Source organism: Actinomadura sp. J1-007, assembly GCF_009793335.1.
In the GTDB taxonomy this organism is placed as follows: Bacteria; Actinomycetota; Actinomycetes; order Streptosporangiales; family Streptosporangiaceae; genus Spirillospora; species Spirillospora yumaensis.
On the sequence record NZ_WING01000001.1, the window covers coordinates 1,911,456 to 1,936,298 of the forward strand.

21 protein-coding genes and 1 tRNA gene are annotated in these 24,843 nt (G+C 70.8%); 7 read left to right on the forward strand and 15 right to left on the reverse strand.

What is annotated here, in order from left to right:
• The first annotated feature begins 99 nt into the window (after positions 1 to 99).
• Complete coding sequence (locus tag GEV43_RS08595; RefSeq protein WP_160820213.1) at positions 100 to 2,340, forward strand: MMPL family transporter; 2,241 nt, start codon at positions 100 to 102, stop codon at positions 2,338 to 2,340.
• A 377-nt stretch (positions 2,341 to 2,717) separates the two neighbouring features.
• Here the strand turns inward: GEV43_RS08595 and glyA are convergent, their stop codons facing one another.
• Positions 2,718 to 4,004: a serine hydroxymethyltransferase gene (gene glyA / locus GEV43_RS08600; RefSeq protein WP_206681099.1), complete on the reverse strand. Its 1,287-nt coding sequence runs from the start codon at positions 4,002 to 4,004 to the stop codon at positions 2,718 to 2,720.
• Positions 4,005 to 4,386: 382 nt separating this feature from the next.
• Between glyA and GEV43_RS54710 the strand changes: the two genes are divergently transcribed.
• The gene (locus tag GEV43_RS54710) at positions 4,387 to 5,361 is read left to right on the forward strand and encodes a DMT family transporter (RefSeq protein WP_160820215.1); all 975 of its coding nucleotides are present in this window, start codon (positions 4,387 to 4,389) and stop codon (positions 5,359 to 5,361) included.
• A 16-nt stretch (positions 5,362 to 5,377) separates the two neighbouring features.
• On the opposite strand, the gene GEV43_RS08610 is transcribed toward GEV43_RS54710, so the two are convergent.
• The 4 genes from GEV43_RS08610 to GEV43_RS08625 form a co-directional block, all read right to left on the reverse strand.
• Positions 5,378 to 6,532: a serine hydrolase gene (locus GEV43_RS08610; protein WP_160820216.1), complete on the reverse strand. Its 1,155-nt coding sequence runs from the start codon at positions 6,530 to 6,532 to the stop codon at positions 5,378 to 5,380.
• Positions 6,533 to 7,113: 581 nt separating this feature from the next.
• A complete protein-coding gene (locus GEV43_RS08615) occupies positions 7,114 to 8,292 on the reverse strand; it encodes a serine hydrolase (RefSeq protein WP_160820217.1) in 1,179 nt (392 codons plus the stop codon).
• 251 nt (positions 8,293 to 8,543) lie between these two features.
• Positions 8,544 to 9,014, reverse strand: a complete 471-nt coding sequence (locus tag GEV43_RS08620) for a VOC family protein (RefSeq protein ID WP_160820218.1) — start codon at positions 9,012 to 9,014, stop codon at positions 8,544 to 8,546.
• Positions 9,015 to 9,233: 219 nt separating this feature from the next.
• Positions 9,234 to 10,658 (reverse strand): MFS transporter, encoded by a 1,425-nt coding sequence (locus GEV43_RS08625; protein ID WP_160820219.1) that lies wholly within the window; start codon positions 10,656 to 10,658, stop codon positions 9,234 to 9,236.
• A 613-nt stretch (positions 10,659 to 11,271) separates the two neighbouring features.
• Between GEV43_RS08625 and GEV43_RS08630 the strand changes: the two genes are divergently transcribed.
• Together GEV43_RS08630 and GEV43_RS08635 are read left to right on the forward strand one after the other, a co-directional pair.
• Complete coding sequence (locus GEV43_RS08630) at positions 11,272 to 12,213, forward strand: MFS transporter (protein WP_160820220.1); 942 nt, start codon at positions 11,272 to 11,274, stop codon at positions 12,211 to 12,213.
• A complete protein-coding gene (locus tag GEV43_RS08635) occupies positions 12,213 to 12,506 on the forward strand; it encodes a hypothetical protein (protein WP_160820221.1) in 294 nt (97 codons plus the stop codon). Before GEV43_RS08630 ends, GEV43_RS08635 begins: the two co-directional genes overlap by 1 nt.
• A 208-nt stretch (positions 12,507 to 12,714) precedes the next feature.
• On the opposite strand, the gene GEV43_RS08640 is transcribed toward GEV43_RS08635, so the two are convergent.
• The gene (locus GEV43_RS08640) at positions 12,715 to 12,969 is read right to left on the reverse strand and encodes a hypothetical protein (protein WP_160820222.1); all 255 of its coding nucleotides are present in this window, start codon (positions 12,967 to 12,969) and stop codon (positions 12,715 to 12,717) included.
• Between the two features lie 392 nt (positions 12,970 to 13,361).
• On the opposite strand from GEV43_RS08640, the gene GEV43_RS08645 reads away from it, so the two are divergent.
• Complete coding sequence (locus GEV43_RS08645) at positions 13,362 to 14,570, forward strand: hypothetical protein (RefSeq protein WP_160820223.1); 1,209 nt, start codon at positions 13,362 to 13,364, stop codon at positions 14,568 to 14,570.
• Positions 14,571 to 15,146: 576 nt separating this feature from the next.
• On the opposite strand, the gene GEV43_RS08650 is transcribed toward GEV43_RS08645, so the two are convergent.
• The 9 genes from GEV43_RS08650 to GEV43_RS08690 all read right to left on the reverse strand — a co-directional run bounded on the left by GEV43_RS08650 (position 15,147) and on the right by GEV43_RS08690 (position 22,524).
• Positions 15,147 to 15,641 (reverse strand): DUF3558 family protein, encoded by a 495-nt coding sequence (locus GEV43_RS08650; RefSeq protein ID WP_160820224.1) that lies wholly within the window; start codon positions 15,639 to 15,641, stop codon positions 15,147 to 15,149.
• A gap of 177 nt (positions 15,642 to 15,818) precedes the next feature.
• Positions 15,819 to 16,241, reverse strand: a complete 423-nt coding sequence (locus tag GEV43_RS08655; RefSeq protein ID WP_160820225.1) for a hypothetical protein — start codon at positions 16,239 to 16,241, stop codon at positions 15,819 to 15,821.
• 631 nt (positions 16,242 to 16,872) lie between these two features.
• A tRNA-Ala gene (locus tag GEV43_RS08660) sits at positions 16,873 to 16,946 on the reverse strand.
• A 50-nt stretch (positions 16,947 to 16,996) separates the two neighbouring features.
• Positions 16,997 to 17,548 (reverse strand): hypothetical protein, encoded by a 552-nt coding sequence (locus GEV43_RS08665; protein WP_160820226.1) that lies wholly within the window; start codon positions 17,546 to 17,548, stop codon positions 16,997 to 16,999.
• 229 nt (positions 17,549 to 17,777) lie between these two features.
• On the reverse strand, positions 17,778 to 18,407 hold the full coding sequence (locus GEV43_RS08670) for a GNAT family N-acetyltransferase (RefSeq protein WP_160824403.1): 630 nt from the start codon (positions 18,405 to 18,407) through the stop codon (positions 17,778 to 17,780).
• A 91-nt stretch (positions 18,408 to 18,498) separates the two neighbouring features.
• Positions 18,499 to 19,335, reverse strand: a complete 837-nt coding sequence (locus GEV43_RS08675) for a class II fructose-bisphosphate aldolase (protein ID WP_160820227.1) — start codon at positions 19,333 to 19,335, stop codon at positions 18,499 to 18,501.
• Entirely contained in the window at positions 19,323 to 20,231 is a 909-nt protein-coding gene (locus GEV43_RS08680; RefSeq protein ID WP_309239536.1) for a hexose kinase, read from the reverse strand. The genes GEV43_RS08675 and GEV43_RS08680 overlap by 13 nt, the downstream gene beginning before the upstream one ends.
• 8 nt (positions 20,232 to 20,239) lie before the next feature.
• Positions 20,240 to 21,529, reverse strand: coding sequence for an N-acetylglucosamine-6-phosphate deacetylase (gene nagA, locus GEV43_RS08685; protein ID WP_309239537.1), 1,290 nt, complete (start codon positions 21,527 to 21,529; stop codon positions 20,240 to 20,242).
• Positions 21,530 to 21,540: 11 nt separating this feature from the next.
• Entirely contained in the window at positions 21,541 to 22,524 is a 984-nt protein-coding gene (locus GEV43_RS08690; RefSeq protein ID WP_241682833.1) for an SIS domain-containing protein, read from the reverse strand.
• Between the two features lie 189 nt (positions 22,525 to 22,713).
• Here GEV43_RS08690 and GEV43_RS08695 point away from each other — a divergent pair, with 189 nt between their 5' ends.
• Entirely contained in the window at positions 22,714 to 23,499 is a 786-nt protein-coding gene (locus GEV43_RS08695; RefSeq protein WP_160820229.1) for a DeoR/GlpR family DNA-binding transcription regulator, read from the forward strand.
• A 140-nt stretch (positions 23,500 to 23,639) separates the two neighbouring features.
• Positions 23,640 to 24,842 carry a serine hydrolase gene (locus tag GEV43_RS08700; protein WP_160820230.1) on the forward strand — a complete coding sequence of 401 codons (1,203 nt, stop codon included), beginning with the start codon at positions 23,640 to 23,642 and terminating at the stop codon, positions 24,840 to 24,842.
• Position 24,843: the final 1 nt, after the last annotated feature.

Sequence of the window (24,843 nt, forward strand, 5' to 3'; positions counted from 1 at the left end):
CCCTGCCAGGGCGAGGGCCTCGCGGAGCACTGCGCCGATTCCCTGTGCACACCTGGCTGCCGCATGCCGTTTTCCCGAAGGACGCAAAGGAGATCGACCGTGTTCGAACGCTTGGCCGAGCTGGCGGTTCGCCGGTCCCGGCTCGTACTCGCCGTCGCCGTCGTGGCGATGGCTCTCATGGGTGTGGTGGGCGCCGGCGCGTTCGGCAAACTGCTCGGGGGCGGCTTCGACGACCCGGGCTCGGAGTCCAGCCGGGCCGCGAAGGTCATCGACGAGAGGTTCGGCGGCGAGGCGAACCTCGTCCTGCTCGTCCGCGCCGCCGACGGCCGCGTCGACGGTCCGGCCGCCGCGCGGAGCGGTCAGGCCCTGGTGGCCGATCTCAAGAAGGAGAAGGAGCTCACCAACGTCCTCTCGTTCTGGGACACGGGCGGCCCCGACCTCCGTTCCCGGGACGGCGACGAGGCCATGGTGCTCGCCCATGTGACGGGCGATGAGAAGCGGCAACGGGACCGCGCCCAGAAGATCATCGACACCTACACCGGCACGTACAAGGGCGCTCTCAAGGTTCGGGCCGGAGGCGCCGCGGCCGTCGGCAGCGACCTGTCGGAGCAGGTGGTCGCCGACCTGGCGCTGGCCGAGACCATCGCGATACCGCTGACGCTCGTCCTGCTCCTGTTCGTCTTCGGCAGCATGGTCGCGGCGCTGTTGCCGCTGCTCATCGCCGTCATCGCCATCATCGGCTCGTTCGCCCAGCTCTCCCTGCTCGGCAGCGTCACCGAGGTCGCCGACACCACGACCAACCTCACGACCGCGCTGGGTCTCGGCCTCGGAGTCGACTACGCGCTGCTGATGACCAGCCGGTTCCGCGAGCAGCTCGCGGCGGGGGCGAGCGTGGACGACGCCGTCCGGCGGACGGTGCACACCGCGGGCCGCACCGTCGTGTTCTCCGCCGCGACGGTGGCGGCGGCGCTCGCGGCGCTCATGGTGTTCCCGCAGTACTTCCTCCGTTCGTTCGGCTACGCCGGGGTCGGCGTCGTCGCCGTCGCCGCGGTCGGCGCCCTGCTCGTGATGCCGGCGCTGCTGGCCGTCCTCGGGCACCGGGTCAACAGCGGGCGGATGCCGTGGGCGAAGCCGGAGCGCTCCGACGCCGGGGCGCCCGCGTGGGGGCGGCTGGCCCGTACCGTCATGCGGCGGCCCGCGCTCACCGCGCTTCCCCTGCTCGCCGTTCTGCTGCTGGCGGCGAGCCCGCTGCTGGGCATCACGTTCGGCACGCCGGACGAACGCGTCCTGCCCAAGGACGCCGAGAGCCGCCAGGTCTCCACCGCACTGCGCGAGCACTTCAACGGCAGCGAGGACTCGGCCCTCCACATCGTCATCGACCAGCCCGTGGGCAAGGCCCCGCTGGAGTCGTACGCGGCCGGACTGTCCGGTCTGAACGGCGTCGCGCGCGTCCAGACCAGCTCCGGCACCTACACCGGGGGACAGCGCACGGCGACCGGCCCCGGCAGCGCCGCCCTGGCCCGGCCCGGCGCGCAGCGGATCAGCGTGGTGAGCACCCTGACACCGAGGTCGGACGCGGCCCAGAACCTGGTCGAGGACGTCAGGACGGCCGCCGCGCCCGCGGGAACGCGCCCCCTGGTCGGCGGTGTCGACGCCGAACTGATCGACGCCAAGGACTCCATCGGCAGCCGCCTCCCCCTCGCCGCGGGCCTGGTCGTCCTCACCACGTTCCTCCTGCTGTTCCTGTTCACCGGCAGCGTCGTCCAGCCGCTGCGGGCGCTGGTGCTCAACCTGATCAGCCTCGCCGCGACCCTCGGCGTCCTGACCTGGATCTTCCAGGACGGCGCCTTCTCCTCGGCGCTCGGCTTCACCGCGCAGCCGATGGAGATGTCGATGACCGTGCTGGTCCTCGGCATCGCGTTCGGCCTCTCGATGGACTACGAGGTCTTCGTGACCAGCCGGATCAAGGAGCTCCACGATCTCGGCGAGGACGACGAGTCCGCCGTGGTCCACGGCCTCGGGCACACCGGGCGCATCGTCAGCGCGGCGGCGTTCCTGCTCGCGGTGAGCTTCTTCGCGTTCGGCACCGCGGAGATCAGCTTCATGCAGATGTTCGGCCTGGGCAGCGGGCTGGCCATCCTGATCGACGCCCTCGCCGTCCGCGGCGTCCTCGTCCCGGCCGCCATGCGCCTGCTCGGCCGTTCCGCCTGGTACGCGCCCCGCTTCCTGCGCGCGTTCCACGAGCGCTTCGGCCTGAGCGAAACCGCCCCCGACCCCGCGGCCGCCACGGGCACCCCCACCCCGCCGACCCCGTACGCAACACACTCAACCGAAACCTGACCCCCGCGACCGCCCGCCCGCCTCCCCCGACCGGAGCCGGGCGGGCACCGCGCGTTCTCCCTGGCCACAGCCCCGTTCGACGACCCCGCCCACCAGCAACGCCGCCGCCGCCGAGCGCCGCACAACCACAACCGCCGACCAGCCCCCGCATGAACGACGCGGACAGCACGGCGCAGACGGCACGCGCAGACAGCACGGCGCGGCGCGGACAGCACGGCGCAGACGGCACGCGCAGACAGCACGGCGCGGCGCGGACGGCACGGCACGGACGGCACGGCACGGACGGCACGGCACGGACGGCACGGCACGGACGGCACGGCACGGACGGCACAGCGCAGACGGCACGGGAGGCGAGCCCGGTGGGTGAGGCCGAGGGATCAGATGCCGAGGGGGTGGTCGTAGAAGGGGAACGACGTGCAGATGCGCTCGATGCGCTTGCGGACGGACGTGGCGGCCTCGCCGCCGGGGGGCGCGCCGGTGCGGGCGGCGTCGAGGATGTCGGCGATCAGGTCGCCGACCTCGCGGAACTCCGCGTCGCGCAGGCCCCGGGACGTGGCGGCGTTGACGCCGAGGCGGACGCCGGAGGTCTTCTTCGGCCCGCGCGGATCGAACGGGACCTGGTTCATGTTGCAGATGATGCCCGCCTCCTCCAGGTGCGCGGCCGCGTCGGCCCCCGTGATCCCGGCCTCCCGCAGATCCACGAGGGCGAACGGCAGGTCGGAGCCGCCGGAGACGATGCGGTACCCGCGGTCGGTGAGCGTTCGGCCGAGCACCTGCGCGTTCTTCACGCCCTGCGCCGCGTAGTCCTTGAACTCCTCGCCCGCCGCCTCTTTGAAGCAGATCGCCTTGGCCGCGATGTGATGCGTCTGGACCCCGTCCTGCACGCCGGGCGTCACGGCGGAGTCGATTCTCCGGGTGAGGTCGTCGCGATTGGTCAGGATAATCGCCCCGCGCGGCCCGCGCAGGCTCTTGTACGTGGTGGACGTGACCACGTCCGCGAAACCGAGCGGACTCGGGTGGAGCCCGGTCGCGACCAGGCCGGAGAAGTGTGACATGTCCACGAGGAAAAGGCTGCCGACCTCATCGGCGATGGCCCGGAAACGGGAGAAGTCGATCCTGCGCGGATATGACGACCCGCCGGCGATGATCAGCTGGGGCCGGTGCTCCAGAGCCGCCCGCCGGATTTCCTCGTAGTCGAGCGTCCCGGTCTCCGGATCGACCCCGTACCGCGCGATGGAGAACAGCCGCCCGGTGAGGTTGGACGGCGCGCCGTGGGTCAGGTGGCCGCCGGCCGCGGTGTCCATGCTCAGGATGCGGTCGCCGGGCTTCAGCAGGCCGACGATGACCGCGTGGTTCATCTGGCTGCCCGAGTGCGGCTGCACGTTGGCGTGCGCGCATCCGAACAGGCCGCGGGCCCGTTCGATCGCGATCTGCTCGATCGTGTCGGCCAGGTCGGACCCGCGCAGATAGCGCTCTCCGGGATAGCCCTCGAGCTGCGTGTTGGTGAAGACCCCGCTCAGCGCCTGGCGGACCGCCTGGCTCACAAGGTTCTCCGAGGCGATCAGGGAAAGCCGCCTGCGCTGGTTGTCGTATTCCTGCGAAAGGATCCGGTGAAGCTCCCCGTCGACCTCGGACACATCGTTCCCGAAATGGGTTGACCCCATCACCATATCCTCGCCTCGACGGAGCGCAAATAGTCACCAGAACAACGACGTTACCCACGGACACCATGCCAGTCAACAGCACACCGCACAAAGCGTCTTCCCATTAACGGATGGCCGAAAATGTCAATCCCCACTGGTGCACGCGTTCAAGCCCGACAACCAACCACCGCAAGCGCGAAAAAGAAAAATTCGCCGTCGCGCGTCGGCAGGTTATTGTCATTGCCGAGGCCGCCGGTGACCGGCCGCGTCACCGCCGCCCTCGCCGGACGCCCGCCACCCCGCCGCCCCGTCGCCCGCATCGCCTGCGGGACGACCGGCCGCTGCCGGGGCCCGGCCCGCTCCGGGTCCCGAACGAAACGGCGGCGCGGATCGGGGAGTGGCCGTGGACGGCGCGCAGCGCACCCGCGCCTGGGGCGTGGGCCTCGCGGTGTTCTCCTCGGTCTGCTTCGGCGCGTCCGGACCGTTCGGCAAGGCCCTCATCGAGGCCGGTCTGAGCCCCCTGCAAGCGGTGTGGCTGCGGATCGCGACGGCTTCGCTCGTCCTGGTCCCGCTCGCGGCGTTCCTGCGGGGCCGCGCCCTGACCCGCGGCCTGCGCGCCCACCTCGCGCCGCTGCTCGGCTACGGAACGGCGGGCGTCGCGGGCGCCCAGGCGTTCTACTTCGTCGCCGCGTCCCGGCTGCCGGTGGGCGTGGCGATCCTGCTGGAGTTCAGCGGACCGGTCATCGTCCTGGCGTGGCTGCGGCTGGTCCGCCGCGTCCCGGTGCACCGCACCGCCGCCGCCGGCGTCGCGGTCGCCCTGACCGGGCTCACCCTGGTCGTACAGGTGTGGACCGGCCTGAGCCTCGACCCGGTCGGGCTGGCCGCCGGGTTCGGCGCGGCCGCCTGCCAGGCCGCCTACTTCCTCACCGTCGACCGCCTCGCCGGCCACGTCGCCCCCTTGGCCGTCACCACGTTCGGCATGGTCGTGGCGACCGCCGCGCTCACCGTCCTCGCCACCCCCTGGGCGATGCCCTGGGACGTGCTCCCCGCCCGGATCCCGTTCGCCGGGCACACCGCACCCGGCTGGGCCCTCGTCGCCTGGATCGGGCTGGTCAGCACCGTCCTCGCCTACCTGGCCGGCGTGGCCGGGCTGCAACGCCTGCCCGCGCAGGTCGGCGGCGCGATCTGCTACACCGAGGCGGTCGCCGTCGCGCTCATAGCCTGGGCCGTCCTCGGCGAACGCCTCTCCCCCGCACAGCTCCTCGGCGGCGCGATCGTCCTGACCGGCGCCTACATCGCCCAACGCGCCGCCGTCCCCCCTCCGGCCCACCCCACCCACCCACTCCCCGAGACCACCTCCCAAAACCCGTCCCCCTAACAGCCCCCTCCCCGAGTCAGCGGTCGCAGAGGGCCGTTTGGACGGCGGCCTTGATGTCGTCGCTCTGGGCGTCCGGCCCTCCGGGACCGAGGTTCACCATGACCGCCACCTGCTTGCCGTTGACGGTGGCGCCGGCGGCGGTCTCGAACCCGATGAAGTCGCCGGTGTGCCCCCAATAGAGGCCGCCGCAGGGCAGCGGAAAGCTTTCCAGCCCGAGTCCGTAGGCCCGCCCGTCTGTGCTGCCGGTCGAGCGGGTCTTCATCATCTGCCGCAGCTCGGGCCGGTGCAGCAGCTTGCCCCCCACGAGCGCACCGAAGAACTTGTTCAGGTCGGTACCGCTGGAGATGATCCCGCCGGCCGAGCCCCCGATCGTGGGGTTGACCGCGGTGACGTCGATGAGCGGCGCGTCCTTGCCCGGCCGGGCGTACCCGCGCGGATGCGGTCCGGGGATCGTCGTCTTGTCACCCGGCACGGAGGTCTCGGACAGGTTGAGCGGCTTGATGATGCGCTTTTTGACCTCCTCGCCGTAGGTGTTGCGGGTCACCTTCTCGATGAGCATTCCCGCCAGCAGGTAGTTGGTGTTGGAGTAGCTCCAGCCCTTGCCGGGTTCCTCGAAGGTCGGCTCGTGCGCGAGCGCGGTTTTCAACAGGTCGCGCGCCTCGTAATGGACGAGGGGATTCTTGAGGACGTCCTGCGGCTTGATATAGGAGAGATAGTCGGGCAGGCCGCTGGTCTGCTGGAGCAAGTGGCGGACGGTGATCTTCCGTCCGTCGCCGCCGGGCCCTCGGACGACACCGGGAAGGTAGCGTTCCACCGGCGCGTCCAGAGCGACGCGCCGCTTGGCCACCTGCTGGAGCACGAGCGTCGCCGTGAACGACTTGGTCATGCTCCCGATCCGGAACCTGCTGTCGCGAGGCACCGGCGCATGGCTCCTCACGTCCGCGACACCGCTGGTCAGCACCGAACTGCCGCGCCGGTTCCGTACCTCGACGAGCGCTCCGGGCCCGCCGTCGACCGTGGTCAGCCGTTGCAGGATCGCCCGCAACCGAGCCTCGTCCCCGGCATGGGCGGACGCGGCCGCGGCGGAACCGGCGGCCGTGGCCGTGGCCGTGGCACCCGCCGCCACGGCCAGTGCGAGTGCGCCCTGTAGCGCACGCTTGTGCTTGATCACGTGGACCCCCTTGATCGTTCCGGGCCATCACGCTAGGGACCGCGCCGTCCGACAGGCTTCACCCGCGAGAGCCAATATCCGCCTCATACAGAAGGTGGACGCCAGCCATTCGACTCAAGACCGCCCCAGTGAGAACGAATGCCATCCCGTCTTCTCCCCCCTGCTTACGCTGCCCACAGCGCAAGCAGCCCATTCCCCGAGGAGCCCGCCGGCCGCCCCCGTCTCGCCTCGTCCTAATCGGCTCCCAAGCTCGGCACCATTCCCATCGCGCTGACCATTGACCTGGTATTGGAATAGCAGCCGCTGCGGACAGCCAGTGCCCGCAGCGACCGACCGCGGGTCCCGGCCCGCCACACTGCCCGACGTACCGGACCGTCCGGAACGACGCGGTCACACCACCCGCGACACCCGAGACACCCGAGACACCCGCGACACCCCGCGACACCCGCAACACCGCCCAGGAGACCGCCTCCGTCCTCCCCTCCGACCACGGACGAGGCCCCGACGCGGACAGGCTCGGATAGCGAAGAAGACCCTGCCGGCAGGGCCTTCTTCGTTTCTCGCTCCGGTGCTTTGCGGTGTTACGGGGTCTTGGCCACCGCGTCGGCGACGGCGCGGAAGGCGGGGAGGGCCTCGGCCATATGGGGTGCGGAGTTGAGGTCCTGGCTGGTCTTGACGATGACGACATCGCGCTTGGGCGAGACGTAGATGAACTGGCCGAGGATGCCGATGGCGGCGTAGTCGCCGTCGTCGCCGAGCCACCACTGGTTGCCGTAGCCGTAGGCGTTCTCGGGGCTGTCGGGCTTGCCGGGGACGAGCCGGTGCGGCTGGAGGTACGGCTTGGACGCGGTGGTCGAGTCGTTGATCCACCCGGTGGGGATGACCTGGCGGCCTCCGGCGCGGCCGCCGCGCAGGTAGAGCAGGCCGAAACGGGCGAAGTCGCGGACGGTCGCGTGGTAGCAGCAGTAGCCGATGTCGCTGCCCTGGTAGTCGCGGCCCATCAGCAGCGGGGACTGCATTCCGGCGGGACGCCAGATCTTGTCGCCGACGTAGGCGGCCAAGGGCTTGCCGGTGGCCTTGGTGACGAGCCAGCCGAGGACGAAGGTGTTCATGGAGTCGTAGTTCCAGCGGGTTCCCGGCTGGAAGTCGCGTTCGGCCTCGCGGGCCTGGGTGGTGAGCGGCGTGCCCAGGACCATGCGGATCGTGGTGGCGGTCGATCCTTTGAGGGGGTTGGTGTAGTCGGTCTCGTCGTACTTGTGGCCGGACGCCATTTGCAGGACGTCCTCGATCGAGACGCCGTCGTAGCCGGTGCCGCGCAGCTCGGGGACGTACCTGGTCACCGGGTCGCGGACCGACTCGATCTTGCCGTCGGCGATGGCGGCCCCGACGGCGGTGGCGGTGATGGACTTGCCGACCGACCAGGAGTTGAACCGGCTGGAGGCGTTGTAGCCCGAGAAGTACCGCTCGTCGACGACCGTCCCGCCGTGCAGGACCAGGTAGCCGAGCGTGGAGGACCGCTTGAGGAAATCGTCCAGAGACCTGTTCTTGCCCTGATAGTTGAACGTCGGATTGAACCGCTGCGGCTTGGTCGGAAGCGGCTCTGGGCGGTCGGAGGCCGCGACGGTCGTCGTCGAGTAGAACGGCACGTGCGGCAGCAGCGGCAGGGGCAGCGGGTCGTCGGCCGCACGGGCCGGCGCCGACAGCACCGAGGCCAGCAGAACAGCCGCCGAAGCCGCCGCCGCGGCACCTCGTCTGAACATCGAACTCTCCGTTCGCTGGGGGGTGCATGGATGAAAACAGCTAAGCACCAGTGGTGTCAACGCTGGTTTTAACGCCCGTCGCACCCTCGCAGCCGATGACCGTCCCGGCCCCTCCGCCGACGCGTCCACGCCGTCCCCTCGCCCTTCCTCACCCAAGTGACAAAGGACGTGACGATGCGCCCCCACAGCCTTGCTCCGGTCTGAAAGTCAGTGATGACCGCGCTCTCCTGGCGCGTCCGACCGGACAGGACCTAGCCCGCGGAACCGAGGAGTTCGTTTCCGCGGCGAGCGATCTCTTCCGGCGGGACGTCTTCCCGCTGGGTGAGGAACGCCCACACGTGCCCGAAGGGGTCCCTGATCATGACCTGCCTGGCTCCATAGAACATGTCCGCGGGCGCCTGGAGGGACTCGGCACCGGCATCGAGCGCCCGCGCGTAGAGCACATCGACGTCCTCAACGAAGACATGCAGGGCGACCGTCGTGCCACCCGCCCGAGCGGGGCTCTGGAAAGGAGCCTCCGCATCGCCCACCATGATGACGGAGCCGCCGATGCTGATCTCGGCGTGCATGATGCTCCCATCGGGACCGGCGATCCGGAAGAGCTCCTGCGCGCCGAAGGCCCGGGCATAAAACGAGATCGCCGCGTCCGCGCCGTCCACCATGACGTGAGCGATGGCGGCGTATCCGTAGCGGTCGGGAATGCGGCGAGTATCGGTGTTCATCGTGTTGCCCCTGCTCTCAATGGTGTCCAGCTTCGTTCACCAGCCTGCAAGCACCGGCATGAGCGCCGCATCCGTCAACTGACCGGACCTCCTGCTGGACGCGACCGAACACCTAGCACCCGCCGTACGACCCCATGCCCCGGCAGCCCGCGCCGCCAGCCTCCAACCGCCCAAGGAGCGGGGCCGCTCGAAGGCGACCCCGCGATCTCGGACGTGGGGTCAGGCGTCGACGGCCTCCCGAACGGGTTCGGCGACCGCAGGACGACGCGTTCGCAGGGTGATGAGGGCGAGAACGGCTCCGGCCAGAGCGACCCCGGCGGCGCCGAGGAAGGCCGCTTGAAAGCCTTCGGTCAGCGCGGCCGGATCGCTGAGCTCGTCCGCCCCCTGCGAGGTGGCCAGCGCCGTGATGACCGCGAGGCCGATGGCGGAGCCGATCTGGTAGGTGGTGTTCACGATCCCCGAGGCGAGCCCGGCCCGGTCCGGGGTGACGCCACCGATCGCGGCCATGGTGGCGGGGATGAAGACCAGCGACATCCCGACGGCCGAGATGAGCGAGCCGGGCAGGACGTCGGTGAGGAACCCGCCGGTGGGCTCGATCAGCGACAGCACGCCCAGCCCTGCGGCCAGCACGGCGAGCCCGGTGACGATGAGGGGCCGGGTGCCGAAGCGGGCGATGAGCCGTCCGGTGACGGTGACCATGAGCAGCATCATCAGCGCCGTCATGGGGACCAGCGCCCCGCCGCTGGAGAACGCCCCGTACCCGAGGACCTGCTGAAGGTAGAGGTTGAGGAAGTACCACATGGGGATCCACGCGGCGCCCAGCAGGACCATGGACAGGTTCGCGGCGGCCAGGTCGGGGGTGCGCCAGATCGCCAGGGGCATGAGCGGGTTGCGCAGGGAGCGCTGGACGGCCACGAACGCGGCCAGAAGCAGCACCGCCCCGCCCAGCCGCAGGAGGGTGTTCGACGAACTCCAGCCCTCTTCGGGAGCTTGGACGATCGCGTACACCGCCAGGGCCAGACCCGCCGTGACGGCTGCCCCGCCGAGCACATCGAGCCCGGTACGGCGCCCGGGCACCGCGGGAAGCAGGAACGGGACGACCGCGAGGATCACCAGCCCGATCGGGACGTAGATGATGAACACCCACGGCCAGCTCAGCCATTCGGTGATCACTCCGCCGAGGAACACGCCCGCGGTCCCGCCCGCCGGGGCGGCGGCGCCGTAGAAGGCCATGGCCTTGGACAGTTCCTTCGGCTGACCGGAGAACAGCACCATCAGCAGGGTCATCGCAGCAGGTGCGATGAGCGCGGAGCCCACGCCCTGGACGGCACGGCCCGCGACCTCCACGGCCGCGCCGTTCGCCGCGGCGGCCATGACCGAGCCGCCGATGAGAACGAGCCAGCCGGCCACGAAGACCCGGCGTGCGCCGAGCAGGTCCGAGAGCCGTCCGCCGAGCAGAAGCAGCCCGCCGAAGGCGACCACGTAGGCGTTGAACACCCATTGCAGCCCGCCGGGACTGAACCCGAGGTCGCGCTGCATCCCGGGCAGGGCCACGCCGATGATCGAGGTGTCCATGATCACCATGAACTGGGCGGCGGCGAGCGCGGCGAGCGCCCACCAGCGCCTGGGGTCGGGGGAGGACATGACGCGGTTCCTTTCGCATCCATGGCGACGCCGGCGGCGGGGACCGCCGGCACGGTCGATCGAGGTCAGGACGACGACCGCGAGGGGATCTCCGCGCTCACGGTCAGAACTCGCCACCACTCAGCCGCACATGTCCGTCTCCTATACACCCCGGGGGTATCGACGAGGAAATATACCCCCCTCCCGTTTATCCCTGTCAAGCGAGCCCCCAGCCGCACTCGCGTCCCCACCACACCCCCGGGCCACCCCGCGACATCCACCGCCTGATCACCGAGGCCCGCCCCCGCGCGACCACCCCCACTGCCCCCGCCGTCCTCGCCTCCTGCGGAGCGCCGGGCGCTAACCCGGCCGGGGAGTCCCGTGCTAGCAAAAATTGCATCAGTCACCGGAACCAATCAAAGCCTGCCACTTCTCCCTTCACAGGCTCGACTGCCCGAATTATCGTGCGCGAGGAAACTCAAGAAAACGCATTGCAACAAATTTGAGGCGATCCCTGGTTTTCTGCCCATCGGCGGGACACTTCAGGGCCAACGTCTAAGGTCGACTCAGAGCGCGTACCCTCTCTCACCCAAGGCCGGACGGAACGAACGTCATCGACAGGAGGTGCGGCGAGGTGGACGAGGCCGCGGGAGCCGCACCCGGCTACCGGCAACTTCTTGCGCCACCTGGCGTTCCACGGCTGTTCGCTGGGGCGCTGATCGGCCGGATGTCCATAGGGACGATCCCCGTCGGAGTCGTGCTGTTCGTCAACGCATCGGCATCGTTGTCCACTGCGGGCCTGGCGATGGCGGCGTACTCGATCGGCACCGTGGTCGCAGGCCCGGTCCGTTCCTGGGCGTCCGTCCGGCTGGGACACCGAACGGCGCTGCTGATCATGTCCGTGCTGAGCGGCACGGCGTTGCTGCTGATGCTGCCGGCCGGTGCTTGGACCAACCAGCCGTGGCCCTTCCTCATCCTGATGGGCGTGGCCGGGTGCGCTTCGCCGCCTTTCGGCGCGCTTATGAGAGTCGGGTGGTCGCGCAAACTGCCCGAGCAATGGCTGCCACGGGCCTTCGGCCTGGACTCGATCGTCGAGGAGACGACACTGGTCCTCGGGCCGTTGGTCGCAGCAGGAATGGTCGCCCTGAAGGGTGCCGGGCTGGCAGTGCTGGCCGGTGGAGCCATTTGCGTAACGGGCGGCCTTCTGATGTCTTCCGCCGCGGACGCACGGCACGGGACGACCGCCGAACAAAAGGCGGTCGGGGGTCAGAGCATGGCAGCGGCCGTGACCCGAGTGAGGTGGATGCTCGTGGTCTTCATGGGCGTTGGCTACACGGTCGGCGCGATCGAAGTCATCGTCCCCGCCGTCGCAGAAAGAAGCGGCCACGCTTCGTTGTCGGGCGGTCTGCTCGCTGTTTTCGCCCTGGGCAGCGCCTTCGCAGCCTTCCTCTATGGTCGGCGCACCTGGCGGTCGGACGCCCGTGGCCGCTTCATGGTCCTGAGCCTTGCCATGGCGGTCGGCGCGATGGCGATGGCGGCCGCCGACGGCCTGCCCCTCGCCGGGGGCGCCTGCTGATGTTGGTCGGCGCCGCGATGGGCCCGGCGGTCCTTACCGCGTACCTGCTGGCCGACACGCTCGCATCCAGCGCCGCGGCCAAGACGCACACGGCCATTCTCACCGGAGTGGCGTGCAACGCCGGAGCCGGCATCGGCGCCGCCCTCGCCGGCACGGCCGTGACCACCTTCGATACAGGCCGCGCCTTCGCCCTCACCGGCATCATCGCCGCGGCCCTCACCATTGTCGGATGCCTGGTGTTCATGCACGACAGGAAGCGAATCAACCCGCACGGCAACTCGGCAGACGACTGAGACCGATCCGGGCGGCACTGATGGCGTTGACGACGCCAGCCGAAGAGGGGCGCGGCGCGCCCGGACGGCAACGGCGCGACACGTAACAGCGTCCGACCGCAGGGCCGTCACCCACGGCGGCCTGCGCCCGCTTCGCACCGCGGAGCGGCCACGAACTGCGGTCCCGCTCGACGCCAATCGATCTGGCCGCCCAGCGGCAACGCGCCGCTCATCTCGCCCCGGACGAGGAACAGCCGCAACGACCTGCGACCAGTTCACCGTCGCTGTTCACCCTGGCAGCCTCCGTGACCGCGGTAGATCCCTCTGACGAAGCCTGAACGGCCATCGCCGCGCCGCCAACAGCGCACCAGGCGCGGGCGAGGAAGGTCATGATCATGTCGTCCAGCTCGTCGATGACCTCCGAGGCGCAGATGCCTCGGTCGCGGGCGGCCTCGGCGCCGGAGTGGTCGCGGGTGCGCTGCACCGGCTCCCCGTTCTCATCATGGTCGGTGTGCCAGGTGTAGACGCGGCAGTCCCCGGCGTGCGCGGCCCCCCTCCCTTCCCGGGGGCGGCGATGGCATGACCTCGTCGGGTTTCTCTGGAGAGGGCCCATCCCCGAGGGCGCAGGGGGCAGGGGGCAGGGCACACCAGACCTAGGAGCTGGCCGGCATCGCGAGTCACGGACTGTCCCCTAGTGCACTGAGTGCACAGCGGACCTGGTGATTCGGCTGCCGTCGGGACCCCTCCCGCGATTTCTCCCTAAGGTCATCGCACGAGGGAGTTCGCCGACATCGCGGTGGTGGCCTGAGACCCGATACCCGGTTCGGGAGCGGAACCGCGACCGGCGGCCTGCCGCGCAAGTGAGGACGGTGGGGCATGCAGGTGACATGGTCGTGGCCGGTTTTCCTCGACGCCCTGCTGATCCTGGCCATGCTGGTGATTCCCATGGGCGCGAAAGACTGGCAGGACGCGCTGAAAGCAAGTGTCGGGCTCGCTTTCGCCGCGGGCGGCGCGGGGATCCTTTTCAGCGGCGCGGACGGCGAGATCCTTGTCACCGCCCTGTTCCTTCTGTCGGCGGCAGTGCTGTTGGAAGTCCAGGACACCGTGAACCCTCAGTACAGGTCGCGGCCCTACCTGGTATGGGCGTCCGCCGCGGTAGTCGTCGCCGCGTCGCCGTGGGACGGACTGATCGGATGGGTGAATGACACGCGGCGGTGGCTGGCCATCATCGTCCTGCTCGTTGTGGGTCACCTGGCCGTAGTGGCCTCACGCAAACGCCTGAAAGGCACCACGACCCGATCTGGTCCGCCGGACGAACAGCGGGAACCAGAGCACTCTCTCCAGGTGGCCCTCTCCGCCGCCGTGGAAGCGCGCGGCTTCCTGGCGCGCGGCCGTGTCCACCGCGCCGCCTCCGAATACCATCGCAGCCTCGCATTCCACATAGTCCATGCCTCCCTGCTGCGCCACGGCGCTGCGAACTCCCGGGCCTCCGATAGCACCGCGGCCTGTTTCGCCTTGGGCGCGCTGGGCGAAGAGGGCATTTCCACGATCAGCCGCTCGCTCAGCCCGCGTTTCGCCGTGAGATATGCCCGCAAGGCATTGACCGGAGCCCACCTCGCCGATCCCACAGAGGGCGATGCCGCGCGGGTGGCCCAGGTGAAAGAGTTGCCGCCGGTGGACCGGCTCGACCCCCACTGTGAGAGCCCCCTCGCATCCTTCGAGCGGTCCGGCGACGATGCGCTCGATGCTGCGCACGCCGGTCCCGTCACGGCCCTGGAACGCGTCGCCCTGGCCGGCGTCCTCCGCATGCGCCTCGCCGAGATGATTGCCGAGCACCCCCGTGCCGCTCGCAACAGATTGCCCTGGAGGGAGACACCTGAGCACGAGTTCTTCTGCTCTTTCGTCATCCCCGGCTGCGAGGGGCTCCCGCCCGCCGCCGAGGCCGCGGAACTGGCCCGTCAGGCAGTCCGCATCTGGACTGAATTGGCCGTACTCGAGCCCTCGTTGACGAAGAGGCGCGATCGTGCCCAGGAGCAGGCAGCGCAGATAGCACGTGCTACCGCGCCCCGTTCGGCGCGGGATTGAACCGTCGTCGTACTGTTTTCGCAACGACCTCGATCGTGTCGAGCTGCGCGATCTAGCCGCCCAGTTCGCCCTTTACGCCGAAACACAGGACCGCGAGGCGTTCGGCGAGCTGACGGCCTCGGTTGCCGCAAACGTCTGGTTGCCTCGGAGGTTGGCCGTTATTGAGCGCGATTCAGCGCGTGGCGCGTAGACCATGACGGCGTCGCTGTACCGCCCTTGACGATGCAGACAACGATCCCTGAAGCAGAATCAGCGGCTTTATCGACTATCTACGCGATGAGAAGAGTCGGCATCAGGCGAAAGCGATTCTGCCGGCCGGTGAACGCGGTACGGGCCGGAACCTCGACGACTTCCGCGTCATAGACCAACGTAAAGGGCGCAGGGTGCGCACGCCCTTGAACCTGGCAGCCTCTCATGCAGTCCGGCAACTTCAGCCAATGCTCGGAACCCGTTGCTGCCGAGCAGTTGTGTGTGGCGGCGTACGCGGGCATGGGAAGACCGGCTGCGGCGTTCTCGCGCGCTACCTTCCGGAGGCGCTGGCGTGCTCACTCGTCTGTGGGGCCGTCGGGCAGCGACTCAGCCCGCTCCCTGCACGAGGAGGATCGTCGATCTCGCATATGCCTTCGCGAGGACGCACGCATCGGAAGTGTCCGCCTCGATGACGTTCACGATGAAGCCGTGGTCGTCATCGAAGTTCACGATGCTGGCGCACGAGGTCGTGTTCGCGATCAGGGTCGTTACCTGCGTGACGGCGTAATTCTCCACCGTGATCTTCGTCAGCTTGTGGTTGCGGGTGTATTCCTGTTGCCGTTCCTTTGACGGATTGGCCTCGAAGGCGAGCAGATAGGGCCTTGGCTCCGAGTCGCTGTACCACCCGCAGCTGTGCGGATGCGCGGTGTGAGCGGACAGCTGTTCCAGTTGGAGGGACTGCCGTCGTTGCTTCGAGATCATCGTGCAGGGGGCCTTGGCGAGCTCGTCCAGCTTGTCGTCCGCTCGCTGTTGCGGGGTCGACGGCCCACAGCCCGTTAGGACGAGGCCCCCGCAGCGCCCGCCAGCGGGACGGCCAGCCACCGAAGCCTCCAGCCGACACTCACGCGGTGATTGTGGCAGCGCCGCTCGGGACCCCTCCCGGCGGAACGCGTTGCCAGGGCGACGGCACCGCTGCGGGCGCTGGTCACCGCCTAGCGACACCCAACCGTCATCACGTTAGCCGACCGAGGCCGTGTCAATCGGGCGGTTGTGGGTGGCTCAGCTACCTGGGCGCCACGGGATCGCCCCGCACGCGTGCACGCCGACGGCGTCGGCGGCCTGCCGCCGGACCCTGGCCCGCTCAGTGACGTGCTGCATGCTGTCAGCGACGCCTAGCGCCGCGATGGTGCGGCCCGCCGACCCGTCGGGGTCGGTCACGCCGCGATTGGGACGGGCGAAGACGTCCCGAAGATCGCGCACCGCCGCGACGAGATCACCGAAGGCGGCAAGCAGCCGATCGTGCACATCACGATCCTTCGCACCGATCTCCCTCAGCGCCGACTGAGCTCGTGTGACAGCCGTGACCTGCACTGACACCGTCGACATGGCCTCCTCCTCGGTCTGCCCGACGCGCAACTCCGCCAGCCGACCGATCGTTCTCGGGCCTCGTCGTCCGTGAGGGTCGCCGGCCAGGTCGGGCAAGGCCAGACAATCCAGCAATGGACGCACCCCGCCCCGTACCGCTCGGTGCGCGGGCGGCCGCGCACCTCTCGGATCCCGGCGAGCGCGTCCAGCTCGTGGCGGACGGCGGCGTAAACCGCGCCGACGACCGGGCGGGCACTGTCGACCATCCGCGTCGGGGTGGTCTCGGTGCCGTCGGGCCGGCCTGGAGGAGGCCGGCGGTGCGCGGCTCGTAGGTGAACAGCTCCTCAGCGCCGTGGACCTCCCGCTGGCTCGGCCGTCCGGCGATCGGACCTTCCGGGTTGGAGCGGCGGCAGATCCGGCCGACACAGCGGGCGATCATCCACGGCGGCGGCGCGATGCCCAGGCCCAGGTCGGTGCGCGTGTCGAGTTCGCCGCTGCCGCGCGGGCACGCAGCCTGCCTGCCGCAGACCGCGTACGGCACATGCGGGACTCGCTCAAGGCCGCGCTCCAGGCGCGCTGGGAAACCGCTTTGGCGACGCGGGCGGCAATGTGTCCTCGGTCACCCGTACCGTTGCTGGATGCGCTACGGGCCCCTTCGGGAGCGGGAAACTAAGATCGTCTCCCAATCGTCTCCCGAACGCGGAGAAGGCCCCATCCCCTTGGCGGAGAATAGGGCCTTTGACCTGGGTGGAGCTGAGGGGATTTGAACCCCTGACCCCCTCGATGCGAACGAGGTGCGCTACCGGACTGCGCTACAGCCCCAAGGACTCCGTAAGGTTAGCAAACTTCGGGGGTGCTTCGCGCATCGGGTTTCACTCGCCGACGGCGCGGCGGTCGTCGGCGTACTGGTCGAAGACCTCGTCGGGGGACGGGACGAGTTCGATGATCTCGGCGTTGGCGGCCTCCTCGCGGCGGGCCTCTTCGGCGCGGGCTTCGGCGGCGGCGCGGGCAGCCGCGGCGGCCGCGGCGGCGGCTTCGCGTTGGCGGGCGGCGTCCATGCCGACGGCGACGCGGAGGAGGGAGAGGTGGCCGCCCAGCAGGAGGGCCGGGGGCAGGGTGATCCACCAGGGGGCGAGGCCGGCGGCGACGATGACGGCGGTGGTGAGCAGCAGGAGGGTGAGGCCGGACGTGCGGCGGCGGCGCCGGGCGATGACGGCGGCGCGGCCCGGACGGGGGCGGGGGCGGGGCTGCTCGGCCGGGGGTTCGGCGGGCTCCTCCTCGGAGGCGGCGGGCTCCTCCTCGGCGGGGCGCTTGTGGAGGAGGCGGTGGATCCCGGTGGCCTCGCCGTCGCGGCGCAGCCACATGGGGACGAGGACGATCGCCCAGACGGCGACGATGGCGAGGTAAAGGACGGCGCTGCTCATGGGCTCACCGCCGAGTGTCCCAGGGCACGGCGAATTGGCGGACCGACTTTCGGCGCGCGCACGTGCAATGGGAGCAGGGTCACGCCCCGCACGGTACGAGCCGCTGTCAGCGGTTGACGAGCATAAGGGGCGGTGTGTCGCGAGATCGATCCCGCCGTTACTCTCTGTTTGCCGAGTCTTCTCGATCGCAGGATTCTTACGCGGTGGAAAGTCAGGGCGGTCCCAAGTGTCAGGGGGACGAGGACGAACGGGGAAATGCCTGGTTACGGGCGGCGAGCCAGCGGGCGCGCAGGCCGCCGGGAACGTCCTCGACGGTGAGGGCGTAGCAGATGTGATCGCGCCAGGCGCCGTCGATGTGGAGGTGCCGCCGGCGAATTCCCTCTTCGCGGAATCCGAGCTTTTCGACGACGCGGCGGCTCGCGGCGTTCTCTGGCCGAATATTGGCCTCGACGCGGTGCAGGCCGACGGTGAAGAAACAGTGGTCGACGGCCAGGGCGACGGCGGTGGGGGTCACGCCGCGGCCCGCCACCTGCCGGTCGACCCAGTAGCCGATCTGGGCGGAGCGGGCCGAGCCCCAGACGATCGCGCCGATGGTGAGCTGGCCCGCGAACCGTTCGTCGTAGGTCACCACCCACGGCAGCGCGAGGCCCTGGCGGGCCTCGCGCCGCATGGTGTGGACCATGCTGACGTAGGGGCCGAGCCCGCTGCGGAACAGGGGCGTCTCGGGGTTGGTGGGCTCCCAGGGGCGCAGCCATTCGGCGTTGCGGACGCGCAGCTCGCGCCAGGTGGCGGCGTCCCTGTGCTTGAGGGGGCGCAGCCCGACCGGCCCCTCGGAGAGGGAGACCGGCCAACCCCGCAATCGTTCCACGGCTCCATGATTCCCTGGTCCGGCGCCCGGACGCCATCAATTGTCACTGACATTTTCACGTCCGGATGCAGGTCCGTGGGCCTCAGCGGGGGTTCAGGACTCCGATGAGGCGGGCCACCTCGCCGGCCACGGCGGAACGGGCCGGGCCGAGGTACTTGCGGGTGTCCACGAGGTCGGGCGCCTCGGCGAGGACGCGGCGGACCTCCGCGGTGAAGACCTTGTTGAGCTGGGTCGCGATGTTGATCTTGGTCATGCCGCGCTCGACGGCGGCGGCGAGGGTCGCGTCCGGGACGCCCGAGGATCCGTGCAGGACGAGCGGCACCGGGACGGCGGCGCGCAGTTCGGCGATGAGGTCCAGGTCGAGGGCGGCGTCGCGGGTGAGCATGGCGTGCGAGCTGCCGACGGCGACGGCGAGGGCGTCCACGCCGGTGGCGGCCACGTAGGCGGCGGCCTCGTCCGGCTTGGTGCGGGCGCCGGGGGCGTGCACGCCGTCCTTGCCGCCGACCTCGCCCAGCTCCGCCTCGACCCAGACGCCGCGCTCGTGGCACCAGGCGGCCATCTCGGCGGTGGCGGAGACGTTGCCGCCGTACGGGAGGGTGGACGCGTCGAACATCACCGAGCCGCAGCCGAGCCCGACCGCCTCGCGGACGAGGTCGGGGGACGTGGCGTGGTCGAGGTGGACGGCCACGGGGACGGACGCGCCGGACGCGGCGGCGACGGACGCGGCGATGATCGGCGCGGCGGTGCCGTGGTACTTGACGCAGTTCTCGCTGATCTGGAGGACGACGGGGGCGTTCGCCTGTTCGGCGCCGGCGACGATCGCGGAGGCGTGTTCGAGCTGGATCACGTTGAACGCGCCGACGCCGTGCCGGGACGCGGCGGCGGGGGTGACGATCTCGCCCGTTCCTACGAGGGGCATGGGTCTCCTTCGATGCTGACCCGCGGGAGGAAGCGGGTGTAGGTGGCGGCGTCGAAATCGCCCGCCACGGGGGCTCGTACGGCGGCGGCCGAGAGGGCTACGGCGTGCCGCAGGAGTTCGGGCCAGGAATCTCCGGCCGACAGAGCGCGCGCTGCGGCGGCAACGGCGGCGTCTCCCGCTCCGGTGGGATTGCCCTCGACGGAGTGGGGCGGACGGGCGTGCCAGGTGCCGTCGGGGGTGACGGCGAGCATCCCGTCCTCACCCAGCGAAACGAGGACGGCGTGTGCTCCGGCGGCTCGCAGGGCGGCGGCGCCTGCCTGAGGGGTCGTCGTCGCGGTCGCCCTGGTGAGTTCTTCGGCGTTGGGCTTCATCAGGGCGGGACGGCCCGCCGCACCTGCGGAGAGCGTCGGGCCGTCCGCGTCGATGATGACGGGAGCGTCCGTCTGGCTTGCGAGCGTGGCGTACGCGTCGTTCGGCACTCCTGGGGGCAGGCTCCCGGAAATCACGACGACGGTCGCTGATTCGGCCAGCCGCCTGAAGTGCTCCTGGAACGGCTCCCACTCCCCTGGGCTGATGTGCGGTCCGGGCTCGTTGAAGACGGTCGCCTTGCTGTCGCTTGCTGTTTCGACGGTGGTGAGCGTGCTTCGCGACGTACCGGCTACGGGAAAGAGGTCGTGGCGTAGGCCCGCGGCTTCGAGGTCGGCGCGGATGAGGTTTCCGATGTCTCCGCCTGCGAAGCCGGTGGCGACGACGTCCTCTCCCAGGGCGGCGGCGACGCGCGCGACGTTGACGCCCTTTCCGCCCGCGCGCCGCCGTACGGACCCGACGCGGTTGGAACCGCCCCAGGCGACCGCGTCCAGCTCGTACGTCACGTCGAGCGCCGCGTTCAGGGTCACGGTGAGGATCACAGCCAGCGGCCGCCCTTCATCACCCGGGCGACGGCCAGGTCGCCGTCGAGGACGACGAGGTCGGCGGCCTTGCCCGCGTCGAGCGAACCGACGCGGTCGGCGATGCCGAGCGCGCGCGCCGGGGTGAGCGACGCGGCCTCGGCGGCGCGTTCGATCGGCACGCCGACGCTGGTCACGGCGCGGCGGAACGCGTCGGCCATCGTGATCGTGCTGCCCGCGATGGACGAGCCGTCCGCCAGCAGGGCCTTGCCGTCCCGCACCCTGACGCTCATCACGCCGAGCGTGTAGTCGCCGTCCCCCATCCCGGTCGCGGCCATCGCGTCGGTGATCAGCGCCACGCGCCCGCTCCCGCCGCCCGTCCCGGCGCCGCCGCCCGGCGTGGCGCCGTCCGTCGCGGCGAAGACCAGGCGGGCCACATCCGGGGCGATGTGGACGCCGTCGTTGATCAGCTCGACGGTGACGCGGGGGTCGGTGAGGGAGGCCGTGACGGGGCCGCCCTCGCGGTGGTGCAGGGGCCGCATCGCGTTGAACAGGTGCGTGGCCACGCGCGCGCCCGCGTCGTACGCCGCGCGGGTCGTCTCGGCCGTCGCGTCGGTGTGGCCGACGGCCGCGACCACGCCCGCGTCCGCGGCGTCCCGGACGAGGTCGAGCGCGCCGGGCAGCTCGGGCGCCACCGTGATCATCTTGAGGTGGCCGCGCCCGAGCGCGCGCAGCCTCCGGAACTCCTCGCGGTCCGGGTCGCGGAGGAGGCCCGGGTCGTGCGCGCCGCAACGCGACGCCGCGAGGTACGGGCCCTCCAGGTGAACGCCCGCGATCAGTCCGTCGGCTGCGAGTTCGGCCAGCGCGGCGACGGCGTCGCGCAACTCGCGTTCGGAACCGGTGACGAGCCCGGCCATCGTCGTGGTCGTGCCGTTCGCCCGATGGTGTTCCACTGCGCGCAGCGCGTCGTCCGCGCGTCCCGTCTGGTACGAGGCCCCGGCGGCGCCGTGAACGTGCATATCGACGAATCCGGGGACGACGTACTGCCCGTCCAGATCCACGACCGTTTCGCCCTGCCGCGGTCGCGTGACGGGCTGATTTCCGCGAACGTCACGGTCGGCTGCGGCGTCCGCTCGTTCGCCCTCCGCTGGAACGGGACGCCGTCCTTCGGCCACGCCGTCTCCCGCGCCCGTGGGCTCCGGATCGAACGTGACGTCGGTGATGCGGCCGTTCGCCGCATCGACGGTGAGTCCTCCCCGGCGGACCCCGCCGGGGAGGACCAGGCGCGCGTTCGTCAGGCTCGTCACGGCCGCCTGCGTCACGCCCCGCCCCCGCGTTCGGCCGCGCTCCCCGCGCCCGACGCGGCGGACTCCGACGCACCGGTCCCGGGCGTGAGGATGACCGAACGGGTCAGGTTGCGGGGGGTGTCGGGGTCGGCGCCGCGGGACCGGGCGATCGCGACGGCGAGGCGCTGCGCGCGGATCAGGTCGGCGAGGGGGTCGAGGGACCCGGCGACCATCGTTCCGCCGACCTGCGCGACCTGGTCGGCGAGGCCGGCGGGGGGCTCGCCGAACGACCAGACGACGCGGCCGGGGCCCGTGATGCTGATCGGGCCGTGGCGGTACTCCATCGCCGGGTACGACTCCGTCCACGCCCCGGCGGCCTCGCGCATCTTGAGGGCGGCCTCGTGCGCGAGCCCGACCGTCCAGCCGCGGCCGAGGAACGTGAACTGCTCGGCCTCCGCCGCCCCGCGCGGGAGCGGCTCGGCCAGGGCGCGCCCGGCGTCCTCGATCGCGGCGGACACGTCCTCGCCGAGGTGCGCGCGCAGCAGGACGAGCTGGGTCGTGGCGAAACGGGTCTGCACGACCGAGCGCTCGTCGGCGTAGTCGAGGACCACGACATCGTCGGCGGCGTCCATCACCGGCGTGCCGGGGTCGGCGGTGATCGCGACCGTCGGGATCGTTCCACGGACCCGGCGCAGGACGTCCAGGACCTCGGTGGTGGTGCCGGAGCGGCTCAGCGCGAGCACCCGGTCGTACGCCCGGCCGTGCGGGAACTCCGAGGCGGCGAACGCGTCGGTCTCCCCCTGGCCGGCCCCCTCTCGCAGCGCCGCGTACGACTGCGCGACGAACCACGACGTGCCACAGCCCACGACCGCGACCCGCTCGCCCGCCCGGGGCAGCGCCGGCGCGAGGTCCGCGGCCGAACCCGCCGCGCGGCGCCAGACGCCGGGCTGGCTCGCGATCTCGTTCTCGGTGTGCCCACCGACCTGCGGGGCGTTCGTCATTGTCACCTTCCCCATGCACAGATATGCTCGTTATTGCTTGATTTATAGCAAGATAGTGCACAAAAGAACAAGAGTGAGCATCGCTACAATCCTGTGTGACCTCGCCCGCGCGCCCAGCCGCGCGGGGCCTCGCCTCGCGTGCGCGCGCCGCACGTGATCGCGTTTCGCGCGCCGCCGCGCGGAACCGTACGAAAGGGGACCCGTGTGACCCGGCATGAGCGCTGGAACGCGCTGCTCGAAGTGCTCGCGGACGCCGGGCAGCTGACGGTCGAGGAGGCCGCGTCCCGGATGAACGTCTCGGCGGCCACGATCCGCCGCGACTTCGACCAGCTCGCCCAGCAGCAGATGCTGACCCGCACCCGCGGCGGCGCCGTCGCGCAGAGCGTCAGCTACGACCTGCCGCTGCGCTACAAGAGCGCCCGGAACGCCTCGGAGAAGCAGCGCATCGCCGCCGCCACCGCCGAGCTGGCCCGGCCCGGCTCGATCATCGGGCTGAACGGCGGGACGACGACGTCCGAGGTCGCCCGGGTCCTCGCCACCCGCGCCGACCTGCACGCCGAGGGCGGCGCGCCCGCGATCACGATCGTCACCAACGCGCTCAACATCGGCAACGAGCTCGCCGTCCGCCCGCACGTGAAGATCGTGCTGACCGGCGGGGTGCCGCGCCCCCAGTCCTACGAGCTGACCGGCCCGCTCGCCACCGGGATCTTCGACCACGTCACCCTCGACATCGTGATCCTCGGCGTGAACGGCGTGGACGTCGAGCACGGCGCCACCTGCCACAACGAGGGCGAGGCCGACGTCAACCGGCTGATGGCCGACCGCGCCGACCAGGTCGTCGTCGTCGCGGACGGCTCCAAGGTCGGCCGCCGCGCGTTCGCCAAGATCTGCGAGACCTCGAAGATCGACGTCCTGGTGACCGACGGCACCGTCCCCGAGTCCACCGCCGAGGGCTTCGCCGAGGCGGGCGTCCAGGTCATCCGCGCCTGACCGCCGCCGTGCGCGGCGTCCGCGCGGGGGGTGTGCCTAGGTACACCCCCCGCTCGGTGTTCAGGGCCATTAACCGGGACGCGGCGGTCCGCCACTGTTGATCACGTAAGCGAGAGCGACCGATCAGCAGGAGAGACATCATGACGAACGCCCCCTCCGGCCCCCGTCCCGCCCGCACCGCCGGCGGCCGCGCCCGCCGCGCCGCGATCACGGTCGCCGCCGGGACCGCCGCGCTCGGCGTGCTCGCCCCGGTCGTCGCCACCGCCGGAACCGGCTCGGCGCTCGCGGCGTCCGCCCGCGGCGCGCAGGACGCCCGGCACGGAGCGCCGCGCGGGCTCCAGGCCGCCGCCCAGCGGCTCGTCGCCGACGGCCAGCCCGGCGTGATCATCATGTCCCGGAACGGGACGCGCGTCTCGCACGTCACCGCCGGCGTCGCCGACAAGGCGACGGGGCGGCCGATGGACCCGCGGCTGCACTTCCGGATCGCGAGCGTGACCAAGTCGTTCACCGCGACGGTCGTCCTCAAGCTGGTCGCGGAGCGGAAGGTCTCGCTGGACGACACCGTGGACAAGTGGCTGCCCGGCCTGGTCCGCGCCAACGGCAACGACGGCCGGAAGATCACGGTCCGGCAGCTCCTCCAGCACACCAGCGGCCTGCGCGAGTACGCCCTGGACCCGCGGGTGCAGGGCGAGCCGCGGCGCGACTGGAAGCACGAGGAGCTGATCGCGATGGCCACCGAGCAGCCGCCGCTGAGCGAGCCCGGCGACGAGTGGCACTACTCCAACGCCAACTACATCCTCGCCGGGATGATCGTCGAGAAGGCCACCGGGCACTCGTTCGCGCACGAGCTGAAGCGGCGGATCATCAAGCCGCTCAAGCTGCGGCACACCTCGATGCCGACGACGCGCGCCATGCCCCGCCCGTACGTGCACGGCTACTTCGGCTCGCTCGGCGACGTCAGCACGGAGATCAGCCCGTCCAGCGGGTGGACGTCCGGCGGGATGATCTCCACGGTGGACGACGTCGCGCGCTTCCACCGGGCGCTGTTCACCGGACGGCTGCTGCCGAAGGCGCAGCAGCGCCAGCTCACCGAGACGCGGCACGTCGTCGACGAGGGCCTGGAGCAGGACTACGGCCTCGGCGTCACCAAGATGAAGCTCGCGTGCGGCGACGCCTGGGGCCACGACGGCGGCTGGCCCGGCTACCGCACCTGGACCTACACCAGCCCGGACGGCCGCCGCCAGGCCGTGATCACCTACAACGACAACGACCAGAGGATGGAGCAGGACAAGACGTTCCGCGACCACCTGGCCAAGGCCGCCGAGATCGCGTTCTGCCGCTGAC